Genomic DNA, 16028 nt, shown 5'->3' on the forward strand with positions numbered 1-16028 from the left:
GTTTCAACGTGTCCTCACTATGTTTGAAGATATCAGGCCCAAACCCGCCACTCAGACGGTCGGGGACTCAAGGAGGTTGAAGGCATCAGCCAGAGATCACCATTCTTCGCTTTAGTCGACGTTTTCTGCCACTGCGAACCGGCGGAACGCGTATTGCATCGCGGCCAACGTCAAAAGCCCGATCAATGTCAATGTGATCCAACTGGACAGCCCCGATAGGACCAAGGAGGGTCTTATGGTTGTGAAAGTGATTAGCCCCACGGCAGCCGATGCCGCCGCAGCAACCAAAATGGCGATCGTCTTCGCAATGAACTCGACAAGTGAACGACCAAGAAACTCGAAGTCTGCTCGTCCCATCGGGAGGAGTTTTGTCGGAAACAAAAGATGTATCGTGTTCTCAACGGTATATTGAAGCACGGTCAACGGGAGCACAAAAGCCGCAAGGGTCAGTGCGTCGGATATGCCGACTCCATCTTCAAAGACGGCGATGCTGACGATCATTGTAACAGCCACGAAACAGGCCAGAACCACCTGAGTCACGAGCTGACCTGCGCAGATGCGCCATGGTGTGATGGGCAAGGTCTTGTAGACTTCCATTCGGCTCAGGTCGCCGCGAAAGTCGCAGACCAGTGTCCGTGGCAAGATGAATACAAAAAAGATAAAGAAAAACAACACGGCCCGCGAGTCCGTGGCCGATATACCGGTCGCCGAAAGGATAGGCCCGACGCAGGCCGCCATACCAACAAATACTGCCACGACTCTGAATGAACTGCGGGCAACGTTGAGGGCCTGCCGCCAGGCAATCGGCCCCAAGCCACTTACAATCGGCGCACGACGGATCGACGGTATCTCGGTCCGTTCAGTTGCCCAGAACGATCCTCCTTGCTTTATGCGCTCCCATCGGTCGCTCTGTCGGGCGTTTTCCTTTAAGGCACGGTCGGTCGTGCGCGCGTCGAGCTTAATTGCAAGGTGCAGCAGTGCAGCGTTTATGAGGACCGCGATTGAGGCCCAAACGAATAGATGCGGAAAAAGTGATGGCGCTGCGAAGAGTTCGGCAAACACGATGTAGGGTGACAGGATAATGGTACCGATCCACGAGTGGCGAAATTCGAACAGAAGGTCGAGTAGGCTGCGATCGGGCGTTGCCCAAGCGTAGACCGCAGTTGCGATTGCAGCGGCGGATAACAGCGCAATTGCGGGCCATCGAAACCGTGCAAGCCTGCTGCCTTCCAGTGCTTGCCCAGCCATGCCGATGACGGCGCTGTTCAACTGAACGAAGACGAGCGTCAGGAGCGAGGCGATGAACGCAGTCAGGGCGGACCCCGTTTGCGCCTGCGCAAAGATGGTGATGAGCGCACTGCTTAAGGTGGCACCAGCAACGTAGGCACCGAATTTGTAGAGGATCAGATCGCGCCGACGGAACGGCCCGGTGAAAAGAAAATTGATCTCTGTCGGCGAAAAATGAAACGTAGGACCAGTGGACAACACGACCGTCAGCAGGGACATCGCAAGCATACCGAGTGGCATGTAAGTGTTGATCTGCGTGCTTAGAGCTTGCCGATCCAAGGCTGCGTCTGCCAAGAACCCCGTTTCCAGAGAGGAGCTGTTTGCAACCAGCAGCAGCCAAATGATCCCGCAAAAAGCAATAGAAAAGAGCAGGCCGCGCAAAGTTGTCAATTGGATCAGACGCAGGCGAATACCGCCACGCAGGCGCATCAAAAGAAGACGAAAAAGCGCGGAGTCCATTTTTAAACTTCAGCCATTTCTTTGTTTTGGGTGATGCTGAAATACGCCTCTTCTAGGGCCGAGTTACTGTCTGTCTCTCCGACCTCGCTCAGCACCTCGCTCATCGTGCCGAACCTGCGGCACTCACCAAGGTTCAACACCATAATATGCGTGCACAAGTTCTCGAACAGGCTCAGGAGATGCGAGCTGATGATGATGGCGGCGCCGGACTGCGCACGTTCGCGGATCGCCTGTTGGATTCCCCGGATCCCCTGCGGATCGAGCCCCGTCAGGGGCTCATCGAACAGGATCACCTTGGGATCGTGCAGAAAGGCACAGGCGATCGCCACCTTCTGGCGCATTCCGCGGGACAAGTTATGGACGAGCGTATCGCGCTTGTGGGCAAGCTCGAAGGACACAAGAAGCGCTTCGGCGGTTTCCTCAAAATCCGCGAGTTGGTAAGCCGCCGCAGTGAAGGCGAGATGCTCCCAGACCGTCATGGTATCAAAAAGTCGCGGATCATCAGGAATATAGCCGATGTTCTTTTTGGCTTCGATTGGCTCCCTCACAATGTCATGGCCCGCAACCAGGAGGCTCCCAGAGGTCGGAGGAACAATCCCGCACAAGGCGCGCAGGGTCGTCGTCTTACCTGCACCATTCGCCCCGACCAGCCCTAGGATTTGGCCGGGTTCGACCGAAAAGCTGAGATTTTTCACGGCCGTGAAGCCTTTATACTGCTTGCTGAAGTTTGTGACTCTGATCATGTGCTTTTTTGCTCGAGATTTTTTGGTTTGTCGCCAGCTTAGCGGGCTGACATGGGCCCCAACACCAATCAAGTCATCGAAATTTTGGACCAATTCATGTCAATTCTAAGTCCAAAATTGTTTTTCAATTCACTTTTTATGCCCATAGCTGAATGAAACATTGGAAATACGCGGGTGACGCACTGGGATTTGCTAAAGGTTACGTCGACTTGCTGTACCGGAAGAAGTGGTGAGTTCTGACCACTGATCTTCCAAAGCCGACGTTCGGATGTCACACCTGAATGCCTGCGAAGTCCGCATTTTGTGAGCTCGCAAGTATTCCGATGTTGCGGATGCAGCGAAGGTCCGGTCTTGGGGGGCAGCGCCACAGCAAAGAGGTCATGCGGTGAAGGTCCGGTATGGGCCGATTGTTGGGTAGGACATTCTGCTGATCAGCTAAGCCCGAAAAATACACTGCGCCGGTTTCTGGGTTGCGAAGAAGCTCACTGGCTTTCTGTTTAACGTTGTCTTGGAACGCTTGAACCGTCGAAAAACTCAAGAAGCAGTCCTTAATTAAGCTCGCAGAGAACGGCAGCTTGGAGCCCAAAGTAGCCCGAGAGCAGCGACTAAGCATTCGGCGCGAAGGCTGAGTGACTACTTTTTTTTGTCGCCATAAACTTAGTCGCACAAGTCCGAAGCCTTTTTGAATCCGGGGGTATCCACATAAACTGGGCACATCTTAGATAATAGATCAGGATTTTTCGGTTTGCTTCAGTGCTGGAAGGCTTCGATACGTGTTGAGTCAAAAATTCAGCCCTACAATTTTCTTGCTTCGCCATGGTGAGACCGAATGGAATTTGCAAAAACGACGTCAAGGTCGGCGGAACTCGCCCTTGACCAAGCGAGGGGTCGCTCAGGCAGTGGCGAGCGCAGAAAGACTGCAGCACCGCCTGTCTGGTCGTCACCCTCTGACGGTTATCTCAAGCCCACTTGGTCGAGCGGCACAGACGGCCCACATCGTCATTGAGCAACTTGGCCTACCGCCCGAAACCATCGAATATGAGAACAGTTTGATGGAATGCAGTTTTGGACATTGGGAGGGCTTGACGGAAAAAGAGATCACAACGCGGTTTCCACAGGAATGGGATGCACGCTGTTCTGACCGTTGGAACTATCCGGTGCCCGGCGGAGAGTCCTATGCTGACGTACATAACCGGGTTTCTGCTTGGTATACCGGCAAGTCGTTTGAAGGGGCTGTCATAATTGTTGGTCACGGCTTAACCCTGCGCGTGTTTAGAGGGATTTACTTGAACTTGTCCGCTGAAGAAATTTTTGAATTGAACGAACCTCAAGATGGTTTCATCGAATTGCGATGCGGTCATTCAACCTTTGTTGAACACTAGGGCGTCGATGCTTGGTACTTCTCCCAATTGATCGACTTTTAGGTGGTTTCGAGCCTACTAAACAACTTCTGAATTAAAGGGTTGGGTCGGCTTTTTCAGAGCAAGATCGCTATCGATTTGAGCCTGGGTAAACTGCGACGCAAAAAGTCAAGGTAGCAACTCGCGGATTGATTTGTTCTTTCTTGGATTGTTTTTTAGGTCTATGAGCAAGTTTTCTAGCTCTGGCTGCTTGAGTGCTTTCGCAGCCCCTTTAGGCGAGAACCAATGTCTTTTTCTTTCGTGCCTTTCCTTCCACCGGCGTTTTACCTTATAGACGTAAAGCGGGTAGACGGTGGCTTTCACTTGGACACTGGTCCCGTCGTTAAAAATCTTAGAGTACTCAAACTCACCAATCGGCTTGCGAGAAATTGTACCTTCGACTCCAGCCTCTTCCAACGCTTCAATCTCTGCCGCGCGCCAGTCTTTCTCACCGTCCATCGGCCAGCCCTTAGGCATGATCCAGCGCCCCGTATCACGCGACGTGATAAGGAGCACTTTGAGGCGGTCACCGAACAATTGCAGAGGTAATGCTGCGACTTGTTTAGTACGCTGAGCCATTATGTATTTCGCCCAATACAGCAGGTTAAAGTGATGATGTGACTGATCCTTTCCGATGATGACAGGAAGAAACCTAAAAAACGTCACGAATTAGCGATGCAGAATTCACTGGTTGCCGACATGCCACCCCATGTTTAGATCCGACAGATGCCTTTGAACCCGCCCAGGGTAATCAGATACGATTGCATCTACGTGCAGGTCGATCATCCTGCCTATATCTTCGTGCTCATTAACCGTCCAAACGGCGACACATAGACCTATCTCTTTTGCGAGGGCCACGTTTTCTGCGGTTACATCCGCGTAGTATGGGCACCAAAGCGAACCACCGGCTTGCTTGACCAAAAGTGGGATTTCGTCGCGGCGACCGCGGAAGTCGGGGCAAACCGCTTTCGATGAATCCTCGCCTACATCGTCCTCGTTTTCCGGAAGCTGCGTAAGGTAAGACGACGGCATATCCGGAGCCTGTCGCCGGCATTCTTCTAAAAGGTTCCAGTCGAAACTGTGCAAAACTGCGCGTGAAGATAGACCTTTGGCGCGAACTTCTTGAAGAACTCGCCAAACAAATTTCTCTCGATAAAGCGCATCGTCAGCCAGGTCAGGATCCGACTTCAATTCGAGCATCAGATAGGCATCGCCGTATTTCGGTTCGGTTACCAAATCGAGCAAGTCTGTTAGCCTTGGGACACGAACGCCATCCAGTTGCGCCTGATCCGGGAAGCGTTGGCCATAGGCAGAATGCCCGTCTAAACGTCCAATATCGAATTGCTGGATCTGTTCGAAAGTCAGAGAAGAGACTTTCGGCTCTTCGCCGGAAAGAAACAGGCCGTTGGTGTCGCGAAAGCTAGATGCGTGCAGACGATGATTGTGGGTTATGACCGGAACTTCATCGGCGGTCAGAACAACATCAAATTCCAGAAGCGGTACGCCGATGGACAGCGAGAAGTCAAAGCCAATCATGCTGTTTTCAGGCAAAACGCCTCTTGCCCCTCGATGTCCCACAACACGGATAAGGTTGTTACCACCACGAAAAGCTTCGACCTGCGGAAAGTCCATTAGCTTTCCAGCCTTTCACCGGTTGATTGGTCAAAAAGATGCATGTGCTCGGAGGCGATCGAGAACCGCATATTCGGATGCCGGCCTTCGATCGGATGGACGCCTGGAAGGCTTATCGTGATCGCTTCACCGACTCCCGTGAGTTGCCCGTGCAACAGAGTGTTTGCCCCTAACGGTTCTGCAATCTGGATCGCTGCTTCCAGTGGACCATTATCATCCAAGAACAGATGCTCTGGGCGGATCCCCATCTTCAACGCGGTATCGGGACCCGCAGATGGGGCAACTTCTATTTCGCCGATTTTGACTGTCCCGTTTTCACGCCGGGCATCAATCACATTCATCGCGGGGCTGCCAATGAACTGTGCCGCGAACAGCGTTCTAGGCGTTTCGTAAACCTCCAATGGCGTTCCAATCTGTTCGGCGATACCGCCGTTCATGACGATCATCCTGTCAGCCATCGTCATCGCTTCGACCTGATCGTGGGTTACGTAAAGCGAGGTGATGCCCAGCTTCTCCTGAAGTTCACGAATTTCCAGACGCATCTGTACACGCAGTTTAGCGTCTAGGTTCGACAGCGGTTCATCAAACAAGAATACTGCTGGTTCGCGGACAATAGCCCGACCCATCGCCACCCTCTGACGCTGGCCGCCGGAAAGTTGTCTTGGTTTGCGATCCAGTAAGGGTTCCAGTTGCAACAGCTTGGCAGCCTCGGTCACCTTCTCGTCGATCTGGCTCTTGGGTAGACCGGCGATCTTAAGGCCGTATCCCATATTCTGGCGCACAGACATATGTGGATAGAGTGCATAGTTCTGGAAAACCATCGCGATGTCGCGATCCATCGGCTCTTTGTCGTTAGCCCGTTCCTCTCCAATCCGGATTTCGCCCGCCGTCACGGTTTCAAGTCCGGCAACCATCCGCAACAACGTGGACTTGCCGCAGCCTGAAGGGCCAACGATCACGATGAACTCACCGTCTGCAATATCTATGTCGATACCATGGATGACGTCCGTCGGGCCAAAGCTCTTTTTGACGTTCTCTAGAGTTATTGTTGCCATTTCTTACTTCTCGCTATCGACAAGGCCGCGGACAAAGAGCTTTTGCATCGACACCACGACGATAACCGGCGGGATCATCGCCAGAATGGACGTCGCCATGATGACAGGCCATTCAGCCACATCATCGCCGGACGGGAACATTTGTTTGATACCCATCACGATGGTGTTCATTTCAGGGTCGGTGGTGATCAAAAGCGGCCAGAGATATTGGTTCCACCCATAGATAAATAGGATCACGAACAGCGCTGCGATGTTGGTTCGACTCATGGGCACAACGATGTCAATGAAGAACCGCATCGGGCGGGCACCGTCGACCCGAGCAGCCTCGGCCAGTTCATCCGGGATTGTCAAAAAAAACTGCCGGAACAGGAACGTTGCCGTGGCCGACGCGATTAGAGGGAAGATCAATCCATAGTAGCTGTTGAGCATACCGAACCCGGCAACAACTTCGAACGTTGGAACGATACGGACCTCGACCGGTAGCATAAGGGTCAGGAAGATCAGCCAAAAGAACGTCGTTCGTCCGGGAAAGCGGAAATAGACAATCGCAAAGGCCGAGAGCAACGAGATGACGATCTTGCCCACCGCAATTCCGATGGCCATCACAAGGCTGTTGAACAGCATCGTGGCGACCGGAACATTCACGCCTGAAAACAGCGCGGCCTTGTAGTTTTCCCAGAACTGATCGCCAGGCACCAACGGCATAGGTGGTGACACGATTTCCGGCTGCGTCACGGTCGAGGCGACAAATGCCAACCAGATCGGAAAGAAGATGATCAGAACGCCAAGGATCATCAGCGCATGGGTTAGCCAGATTCCCATCCCGCGTTTTTCGACCATTCCATGTTTTTGGGCGGCCATCAGTAGTGCACCCTTTTTTCCACGTACTTGAATTGGATGACGGTCAGCAGGCCCACGACGATAAGCAGAATGACTGATTGCGCCGAGGATGACCCAAGATCCTGCCCAACGAATCCGTCCGAGAAGACCTTGTAAACCAAAATGGTCGTCGCCTGCTGCGGCCCGCCGCCTGTGATCGTATGGATCACGCCGAAGGTTTCAAAGAAGGCATAGACCACATTCACCACCAGCAGGAAGAACGCCGTGGGAGACAGAAGCGGCAGTACGATCGTGAAGAACCGGCGCCAAAAGCGCGCGCCGTCAATTGCCGCAGCCTCGATCACCGACCGTGGGACCGATTGCAGCGCGGCGAAAAAGAACAGGAAGTTATAGCTGATGCGCCCCCAGGCCGAGGCTACAACCACCAGCCCCATGGCCTCGGTGCCGTTCAGAACGTGGTTCCAATCATAGCCAAGTTGGCCGAGATACCACGATACGACGCCAACGCGCGTGTTGAACATGAACAGCCACAGGACACCGGCCACGGCGGGGGCAACAGCGTATGGCCAGATCAGCAATGTCCGATAGACGCCCGACCCTTTGATCAGACGATCTGCGATAACCGCCAGAAACAAGGCGGGGATCATCGAGCACAGTGTGACGAGCGTTGAAAACACTGCGGTTGTCACGAAAGAGGCACGGTAGAATTTATCGCTCAGCAGGAATTCAAAGTTGCCGAGCCCTACGAACTGGGAAGACAGCCCAAAGGGATCAGGTATGAACAGAGACTGCCAAACGGCTTGGCCGGCAGGATAGAAAAAGAAAACAGCAGAGATGATGACTTGAGGGGCGATCAGTGCCAATGGCAAAAGCCAGCCGCGGAAAGTGACGCGTTTTTCCATCCTGATAGTCCACCGAAGAAAGAAAATGCGGGCCCAGAACAGGCCCGCATCGAGTTACGACTTATTGATTGGCAGATTCGAAACGGCGCAACAGCGCATCACCGCGCTCTTTCGCGCTGTCCATCGCTTCCTGAGCGGTTTTCTCACCGGACCAGACGGCCTCAAGCTCTTCGTCGATGATGCCGCGGATCTGGTCGAACGATCCAAGACGCAGACCCTTCGAATTTGCGGTTGGTTCCTTCGCGGTCATTTGGATCACCGCGATATCGGTGCCTGGGTTTGCGTCATAGAAACCTGCGGCACGCGTGGCTTCACCAGCTTCGGCAGTAATAGGGAGGTAGCCGGTGTTCTGGTGCCAGGCTGCCTGAACGTCCGAAGAAGAAAGGAAGCTCAGGAACTCGCCAACGCCCTTGTATTCTTCGGGGTCATGACCTTCCATCACCCACAAGGATGCACCGCCGATAATGGTGTTCTGCGGCTCGGTGGTGACAGCCTCCCAATAGGGCAGCGGGCGCACGTCGAACTCGAATTCGGCCTCGGAACTGATACCGGCGTAACCGGCCGAACTTTCTGTAAACAACGCGCATTCACCAGCCCGGAAATTTGCGCCACCTTCGTTTCTACGCCCTGTGTAGATAAACTTGCCATCCTTGGCCCAATCACCCATTGCCGTCAGGTGCGCGACCTGCGCTGGTCCGTTCAGCATCAGTTCGGTATCTAAACCAGCAAAACCGTTGTCCTGCGATGCGAATGGAACATCGTGATAGGCTGAAAGATTCTCTAGGTGAATCCAGCTTTGCCATGCGGTGACCAGCGGGCAGTCCTCACCGCCAGCCTTTAGCTGCTCAAGTACGTCGCCAACCTTTTCCCAGGTGGACAGATCAGTGTCCGGATCAACTCCTGCCGCTTCCATGGCGTCGCGGTTGACCCACAAGACGGGCGTGGAGGAGTTGAAAGGCAGAGACAACATATCTCCGTCAGTGGTCGTATAATAACCTTTGACGGCCCCGATATAGGCATCCGGGTCAAAGGATGCGCCGCTCTCGGCCATCACTTCATAGACTGGTTTGATCGCACCTTCGGCCGACATCATCGTTGCCGTACCCACTTCGAATACCATAAGGATGTGCGGCTGCTCACCAGCACGGAATGCAGCAATACCTGCATTCAAGGTTTCCGAGTAGTTGCCTTTGTGGCTTTCGACCACGACGAACTCATTCTGGCTGGCGTTGAACTCTTCAACCTGCGCTTTAACAAGCTCACCCAGTCGGCCGGTGAAAGCGTGCCAGAACTGAACTTCAGTTTGGGCCATCGCCGCCACGGGGGACAACGCAGTAGTTACGGCGAGAGCGCCGAGAAATTGCTTATTCATGATTCCTCCCATGCATCAAACTGATGCGGTCACTAACACCAAGCGCATCGCGCATCTGGTGAGATTATTATCCCACCGACGTTACATTGGGCCAAATATAATTCAAGACCTTATTATTGGCAAAAAACATAACACTGTATTATGCAATTAGGGCGGTCAGTAGAAAGCAGGACTAATAATGAGCCAAACCCTAAGGATCAGACAGTTAGAAGCACTCATGGCGGTAACAACCAATGGCTCGGTTACGGGGGCCGCTTCTGATCTGGGAGTCAGCCAACCAGCTGTGAGCAGGCTGCTTTCCGATCTTGAAAAATCGCTTGGGTTTCAACTTTTTGATCGCCGCGGAGGCAGGTTGGTGCCGACACAGGAGGTGCGTTACCTACAACCCAGCATAGAGCGTGTTCTTGAACTCATGAAGCAGATCTCGGACGTCAGTCAAGACATAACCGAACGCAAAGCAGGGCATATCCGAGTCGCATGTTTGCCTGGGTTCGCCACCAGCCACCTGCCCAATGTAGTAGCCAAGTTTTTGGGTGATCGGCCTGGTGTAACTATGACCATCGAGCCCGACAGACCGGAACGTATTCTCGAGTGGATGATTGGTGAGCAATATGATTTCGGAATCACAGACAGTTTTAACGGGCATCCAGCCGTCGAGAGCAGAGACATTGATGTCCGTACCGTTTGCGTGTTCCCCACCGGACATGAATTGGAAAGCCTCTCCGAGGTGACACCTGCGGATCTTGCAAATACCAAGATTATTCACACACGGCGCGACAGCGATTTTTTCGGACAGCTTTCAAAAGCGTTTCAAAATTCTAACGTCAAACTGAATTCCCACATCGAAGTCAGGCAGTTCACGGCGGCTTGTGAGTTGGCTGTAAAAGGTGTCGGGGTTTCCGTGGTCAGCGAGTTGGACGCCGTCCAATATGCAGACGACGGATTGAGCTACCGACCGTTCAAACCGCTCTTGTCACATACGCTTTCCCTTGTGCGCCCGATATTGAAGCAACCGTCACTGGTGACGCTTGAGTTCATCGAACAGTTCCGCGAGAGTTTAGCCCCTTACAAGGTGGATAAACCCCGCCACTGATTGTAGGGCTGCTAACGCTAACGTTCGCTGCCAGTATACCTTACGTTTCTATCTTGATAGCTTGAAACCAAGTCTTGAGCACTTGGAATAGCCGCCAAGATTGACCTCGCTTTCAAAGCCAAAACGGCGAAAAAGCGAGTGGTTTTGCAATTGAATTAGGATGATTTAGTGCCTAATCCCATGACGCTTTAGTGCCCATTTTGTCTGCATGGCGGCCTTTCCAATCAAGTCTGGCATAAGACCGGATAGCTCCACCGAACAGCGTTTAGTCTAACCAAGCAGGCTTCCAAGGGGGCGACCTGGCTTAGACGTTGAAGTAGAGGACAGGTATCCTTCGTGTTCTGACAGAGGAACTGTTCGAGCAAATTTGGCATGATGCACAGCGGGCGCGGAGCGCTTGAGGTTTGGCTTTCTCATGCCTCTAAAGAATAGCGCACTAAACGAAAAAGCGTGAGGGTAGGGTGGCCGGGAAACCCAAAAAACTGACCACTCAATCGAGTCAGAGAGGCCTGCCTCGGTTGCGTTAAACTGTAATCTAGTGACCCTTACGTCCTCTAAAACAGATATGCACAACTAGGTATGTTATCTGTTCTGAACAAACAGTTGGCAGGAACGATTACAGATATTGGCGATAGCCTCATTAGAGCTGCAAAAGAAGCACTAGAAATGGCCAATCAGTCTGAGGCCTGGGGAACTTTTATAACCTCGATCCTGGTTTCACCATCATCATGAATAAAACTGGAGTATTCGGGCCATTCCTTTTGACTGTCTATGATCGTTGCAGTCTGCTTTGATATGCAAACAGGGCGCATTCCATCGGCTTCCTCATCCAGTGTTTTTATCCAACCCTCCAGTCTTGCAGTTACATTTATTGTGTCCCCGATGACGTTGTAGCGCATTGAACCGCTTACGCCCAAGGTTCCCCCAAAAGCTTCGCCGCTATTCAAAGCAATTCGTAGTCTGTAATTTTGGTGTCCGTCTGTACTGCGGTTCAGTTCCAACGCAGCGGCACGCATTTCCCGGGCGCATCGCAGGGCCGAAAGGGCGTCGTCTTGTCTTTGTTTTCGTGTGTCACTGGGTATAGGCGCTCCGAAGATCACGAGGATACCATCTCCGGTATATTTCTCGACAAATCCTCCATGTCGCCGGGCAATCTCACCCAACTTATCCAGAATGCGCGACACCCAAGCCATGAAGCTTTCAGCATCCATTGACTTACCAATACTCGTCGAGCCTTCAATGTCGGCAAGCAGCGCTGTGACAAACAATTGGCGGGATTTCGGCTTACCGCCAGAAAGCAGGCTTTTTCTTTGCTTCCAAATCTCTGCAGACAACTCGTCTGAAAGGTGAGACGAAAAGACCTGCACGATTGCACGCCGTTGGTTACGCGAAACACCCGAGATGATTGCAAATGCAGACGAAAATCCCAAAAACCAGCCCAACGCGGATGGAGCAACTGGCATCAACAGAGCACTTTTTTGGAAAAACGACATCGCAAGTATCAATGCCACACATCCACCTACGGCTAGCCCAATAGATTTCGCCGTGACCCTAACAAAGACTGCGATGCACGCCCCAGCAAAGACCGAGGCAAAAATTACGATTGAGGAAAGAGAACTTTCTAAAGGGCGTAACGGCAACAGGCTACCGTATGTGTAGTCAACCAGCTGCTGGAAAATGGCCGCATGAATTTCAGCCCCGTATGTAAAACTTGCTCCGGTCGAACGATTCAGCGGCGTCCCGAAATAGTCCTTAACCGATTGACTGGTTACGCCGATGATAGCCACCTTATTCCGTATATGATCCAGCCCTCGTCCTGCCAGCACGTCTTCAGCTGGAATCTTGTTCGCAATCGGCAGCGCATTCTTATAGTCGATGATTATTTGATAGCCGGACGTATCGACATTGCGAAACAGATTGGACCCATCATTCAATGGGGGCACCACAGTGTTGCCAAACATCAGATTGCTGGGATTGCTCGGATCACTTTGCAGCGCTGACCGGCGTGTAAACTCGGCTGCCAGTTGCATCGAAAAAGACAATGAAATTCCTTGTGGATCGCTTACCAGCAGCAATGCGCGTCGGGCGACACCGTCAGTATCTATAGGTATATCGGAAAATCCTGTCCGTACGCCCGGCGGGGCGGCAATTCCCGAGCCGTCTTCACCGGGCAACTTCGAAATCACTACTACTTTGGGATCATTGAGAGCTTCAAGCAGGCTCTCGCGACCAGCACCAGCCGGAACATCTCTATAGATATCCACTCCAACTGCGGCCGCGCCAGCTTCAAGCAGGTTTTCAACGATTTGTGCAAGCTGAGCGTCCGGAATGGGCCAACCCCATTGGCCAAGATCGTGATCGGATATGGCAACAAGAATGACATCCTCTGCCTGCGTCCTTTGCGATATGGCGGATGTCGTCCAGTCGTAGTGAGCAAGTTCGAAAGGCTCTAATGTCCCTTTGTTTCGTAGGACGACAAGCAGACTTCCGACGATCAATGTGATCAATACTGCTAGAGCCCATCGCTGCCATTTTGGTAATAGCGATGAGGCCATTGAGCCTGCTTGCTTTCGGCCCTTTGATATCAATAAACTACTCCGGCTGACCGTAAGAGTTGCTCAAATTGCTCGGAGTTGATTGGTCTAACACGGCCACTCAGACTGATATCGACCAGCGGCGACAACGCATCAAACCACAACCCTTCGGCTAACGGCTCTCCGGAACCCACTTCTTCCGAAACGCGTTCGATAAGGCGCGTTGATCGCGCAATCACCGTGTCTGAGTTCCTGTCGAGAAGCAAAACCTCCCATTCGTATATTCTGCCAGTTTCCAGTTGTTGCTCAAGCCGAACCAGATCCAGACCGTAATAACCTGGCGGGAAAGGCCCGCTAATCAGCACCTGATCGCCCGGTAAGCCAACCGGACCCAGAGCGAAGGCCAGATCGCCCCGGTGACCGATTTCTAGATGCCAAACCAGCGGTGGCGATGCCAGTGTAGTCAAACCGCCATCTTCAGGCGCCAGCAACAACAGAGCGCCGTTTTCACCATCCGCATCATAATCCCGCGTACCCGCTCCCATTCTCTCTTTGGGTGCACCAATTTTCGGAGGCACGAATACAACTTCGTCGTCCTTTTCAGAGGAATTTTTTTCATTGGCAGTCGCGAGTTTGCCGCTTTGCATTAGAGTAGCGATCAAAAGAGCAACTAGTGCGATTTTTGAAAAACTAATGCACGACACTCAACGCCTCGCGAAACAAATTTAACGACAAAATATCCCTTATTCTTACAATGTAATTTTGATTCTAAACTGTGTCCAGTTTTCGCTGTAAGACGCTCAATCATCGAAAAATGCCCCATAGTATTGTAGTATGGCGATGCTCAACGGAATTGGTTCAGGTTTTGCAGTATGACATTTGTCGTTCACCACATCAGGTTTCTTCTGCAGTTTCTTGTCCTGACATGTCTTTTCTGTATTCCGGCGCTGTCAAACGCCAAAGACGGGCGCGTCGCCCTTGTGATTGGTAATTCTGAGTACGAGAGTGCTTCAAGCCTGCCAAACACTTATAATGACTCTCGCGATTTGGCTGACGCACTCGAGCGCATAGGGTTCGATGTGACCCGAGGATTGAATCTGAGTTACCGAGATATGCGCATCGCGATCCGCGATTTCGCTGAAGCCGCAGAGAAAGCCAAAGTGGTGGTAATCTACTTCGCTGGTCACGGCATTGAGATTGACAATACGAATTACCTGATACCTGTTGACGCCGAACTGCAAAGTGACCGGGATATAGATCTCGAGGCCATCCGATTGGACACTCTGATAGGCTCTGTTTCCGGCAGCAAAGGTTTGAAAATAATTCTGATCGATGCCTGCCGAAATAACCCCTTTGTCCCCAATATGGCGCGCACGTCTACCACACGATCAATTGGGCATGGATTGGCGCGCATAGATCCGAGTGGTGTTTTAGTAGGCTACGCAGCGCGCAGCGGTACGCTGGCGCTGGACGGCAGCGGTCGAAACAGCCCCTATGCACAAGCTCTTCTGCGCCACATAGAAGAACCCGGTTTGGAGTTGGGAAAGATGTTCCGCAAGGTGCGGGACACAGTATTCGATTTGACAGACGGGTATCAGGAGCCATTTACCTATGGATCGTTGCCTGGCCATGACATTTTCTTGGTCCCGCCCCTTAAAGTTTCTGCGCCACCTCCTTCGCCCAAGTCTTCTGTCCACCCTAATGAAATTATCGGAGTACCGGCTAATCCTGAAGTTCCAGCTCTGTGCCGAAGCCCCCAGGAACCGGCCCATATTCAAGTTTGCGCGACACCTGGCTTGTTGGCCCAGCAGCAGCAGGTTCAAAACCTGTTTGAAAAGCGCCTCGAAGAGCTTGGCGGTGGCGACGCTTGGGGGCAGTTGTTGCTGAACCATTTGGAGCACGAGCAGAGTAGAGACGCGTGCGGTGACGACGTGGAATGTTTGTCGCGTAACTACCGAGGTTGGTTCATCAGTTTGACGGGAATCCCGGAAGGGCTGTCCGAGGACGAGCAAGTTGTATACTCCATTCAGGTGGAGCTAAACAGGCTGAGTTGTGGTGCAGGCCAGCCTGATGGAAAGCTTGGGAACAAAACGAGAGGCGCGTTGTTGGAGTTGTCAAATCAGTTTAGCTCCATGTTACCGCTCTCGACGACTTTCTCGATTAATACATTAAGCGCATTGCGAGAGCTTCCCAGCTTTGCTTGTTCGGGCATTGTGCGCGGAGCAGAAGACCCGGAAATTCTGAACGGCGCATGGCGACTGGTCGAGCATTGCCCCGAAGAAAGCCCATATCCCAACATGATCATTGTGCATTCGCTGACACTGCGGAACACATCAGAAAGTAACTTTTCAGCACGGCTTGTACGAACAGGAGGATGGGTTCGTGAATTGAGCGGAGGGATTGTCGGTTACGAACTGAGGTTGACTACTCCAGACGTTCAAGGCTTTAGCTATTACTACTATTTAACCCCAACCATGGAACCGTTTGAGTTTCACGCGACATCACGGGACAAATGTCATGTTGTCGTATCAAGAGGCTGATTTCCGTTCTCCTTATTGTTTTGATTGGTTGCAGGAGGGCGGTCCACCACTTGCGCCGTAAAACACTCGCGGAGATAGTCAAAGTAGTCTTTCTAACTACAAGTCTCTGAACGCGATGCGTTTTTTGTTATCAAGTCGTGATTAGGTTGCCAGATCAGTGATTTGACGAAA

Annotated in this window: 13 protein-coding genes; 3 read left to right on the forward strand and 10 right to left on the reverse strand. The window is 52.3% G+C overall.

What is annotated here, in order from left to right; genetic code table 11:
* Window positions 1–111: 111 nt before the first annotated feature.
* Window positions 112–1746, reverse strand: a complete 1635-nt coding sequence (locus ACXAGD_RS21015; RefSeq protein ID WP_475213715.1) for a hypothetical protein — start codon at window positions 1744–1746, stop codon at window positions 112–114.
* A 2-nt stretch (window positions 1747–1748) separates the two neighbouring features.
* Window positions 1749–2582: an ABC transporter ATP-binding protein gene (locus tag ACXAGD_RS21020; RefSeq protein WP_475213717.1), complete on the reverse strand. Its 834-nt coding sequence runs from the start codon at window positions 2580–2582 to the stop codon at window positions 1749–1751.
* Window positions 2583–3262: 680 nt separating this feature from the next.
* Between ACXAGD_RS21020 and ACXAGD_RS21025 the strand changes: the two genes are divergently transcribed.
* Window positions 3263–3871, forward strand: a complete 609-nt coding sequence (locus ACXAGD_RS21025; protein WP_475213719.1) for a histidine phosphatase family protein — start codon at window positions 3263–3265, stop codon at window positions 3869–3871.
* 147 nt (window positions 3872–4018) lie between these two features.
* On the opposite strand, the gene ACXAGD_RS21030 is transcribed toward ACXAGD_RS21025, so the two are convergent.
* From ACXAGD_RS21030 to ugpB, 6 genes are all read right to left on the reverse strand, one after another.
* Window positions 4019–4468: an NUDIX hydrolase gene (locus ACXAGD_RS21030; RefSeq protein WP_475213721.1), complete on the reverse strand. Its 450-nt coding sequence runs from the start codon at window positions 4466–4468 to the stop codon at window positions 4019–4021.
* Window positions 4469–4573: 105 nt separating this feature from the next.
* Window positions 4574–5521 carry a glycerophosphodiester phosphodiesterase family protein gene (locus tag ACXAGD_RS21035; RefSeq protein ID WP_475213723.1) on the reverse strand — a complete coding sequence of 316 codons (948 nt, stop codon included), beginning with the start codon at window positions 5519–5521 and terminating at the stop codon, window positions 4574–4576.
* Complete coding sequence (gene ugpC, locus ACXAGD_RS21040; RefSeq protein WP_475213725.1) at window positions 5521–6576, reverse strand: sn-glycerol-3-phosphate ABC transporter ATP-binding protein UgpC; 1056 nt, start codon at window positions 6574–6576, stop codon at window positions 5521–5523. The genes ACXAGD_RS21035 and ugpC overlap by 1 nt, the downstream gene beginning before the upstream one ends.
* Window positions 6577–6579: 3 nt before the next feature.
* A complete protein-coding gene (gene ugpE / locus ACXAGD_RS21045) occupies window positions 6580–7416 on the reverse strand; it encodes a sn-glycerol-3-phosphate ABC transporter permease UgpE (RefSeq protein WP_170427154.1) in 837 nt (278 codons plus the stop codon).
* Window positions 7417–7436: 20 nt separating this feature from the next.
* Window positions 7437–8318: a sn-glycerol-3-phosphate ABC transporter permease UgpA gene (gene ugpA / locus ACXAGD_RS21050; protein ID WP_155150415.1), complete on the reverse strand. Its 882-nt coding sequence runs from the start codon at window positions 8316–8318 to the stop codon at window positions 7437–7439.
* A 61-nt stretch (window positions 8319–8379) separates the two neighbouring features.
* Window positions 8380–9690, reverse strand: a complete 1311-nt coding sequence (gene ugpB / locus ACXAGD_RS21055; protein WP_475213727.1) for a sn-glycerol-3-phosphate ABC transporter substrate-binding protein UgpB — start codon at window positions 9688–9690, stop codon at window positions 8380–8382.
* 178 nt (window positions 9691–9868) lie between these two features.
* On the opposite strand from ugpB, the gene ACXAGD_RS21060 reads away from it, so the two are divergent.
* Complete coding sequence (locus ACXAGD_RS21060) at window positions 9869–10783, forward strand: LysR substrate-binding domain-containing protein (RefSeq protein ID WP_475213729.1); 915 nt, start codon at window positions 9869–9871, stop codon at window positions 10781–10783.
* A gap of 674 nt (window positions 10784–11457) precedes the next feature.
* Here ACXAGD_RS21060 and ACXAGD_RS21065 read toward each other — a convergent pair.
* Together ACXAGD_RS21065 and ACXAGD_RS21070 are read right to left on the reverse strand one after the other, a co-directional pair.
* The gene (locus ACXAGD_RS21065) at window positions 11458–13290 is read right to left on the reverse strand and encodes a CHASE2 domain-containing protein (RefSeq protein WP_475213731.1); all 1833 of its coding nucleotides are present in this window, start codon (window positions 13288–13290) and stop codon (window positions 11458–11460) included.
* A gap of 77 nt (window positions 13291–13367) precedes the next feature.
* Window positions 13368–14021, reverse strand: a complete 654-nt coding sequence (locus ACXAGD_RS21070; protein WP_475213733.1) for a hypothetical protein — start codon at window positions 14019–14021, stop codon at window positions 13368–13370.
* 168 nt (window positions 14022–14189) lie between these two features.
* Between ACXAGD_RS21070 and ACXAGD_RS21075 the strand changes: the two genes are divergently transcribed.
* Window positions 14190–15857, forward strand: coding sequence for a caspase family protein (locus ACXAGD_RS21075; RefSeq protein WP_475213735.1), 1668 nt, complete (start codon window positions 14190–14192; stop codon window positions 15855–15857).
* Window positions 15858–16028 lie beyond the last annotated feature (171 nt).

It is taken from the genome of Ruegeria sp. ABF4_144, from assembly GCF_056160045.1.

Coding starts and splice junctions, on each gene's coding strand:
- ugpC (WP_475213725.1), bottom strand. CDS start 6,576: ATGGCAACAATAACTCTAGAGAACGTCAAAAAGAGCTTTGGCCCGACG.
- ACXAGD_RS21060 (WP_475213729.1), top strand. CDS start 9,869: ATGAGCCAAACCCTAAGGATCAGACAGTTAGAAGCACTCATGGCGGTA.
- ACXAGD_RS21075 (WP_475213735.1), top strand. CDS start 14,190: ATGACATTTGTCGTTCACCACATCAGGTTTCTTCTGCAGTTTCTTGTC.
- ugpB (WP_475213727.1), bottom strand. CDS start 9,690: ATGAATAAGCAATTTCTCGGCGCTCTCGCCGTAACTACTGCGTTGTCC.
- ACXAGD_RS21035 (WP_475213723.1), bottom strand. CDS start 5,521: ATGGACTTTCCGCAGGTCGAAGCTTTTCGTGGTGGTAACAACCTTATC.
- ACXAGD_RS21015 (WP_475213715.1), bottom strand. CDS start 1,746: ATGGACTCCGCGCTTTTTCGTCTTCTTTTGATGCGCCTGCGTGGCGGT.
- ACXAGD_RS21030 (WP_475213721.1), bottom strand. CDS start 4,468: ATGGCTCAGCGTACTAAACAAGTCGCAGCATTACCTCTGCAATTGTTC.
- ugpE (WP_170427154.1), bottom strand. CDS start 7,416: ATGGTCGAAAAACGCGGGATGGGAATCTGGCTAACCCATGCGCTGATG.
- ugpA (WP_155150415.1), bottom strand. CDS start 8,318: ATGGAAAAACGCGTCACTTTCCGCGGCTGGCTTTTGCCATTGGCACTG.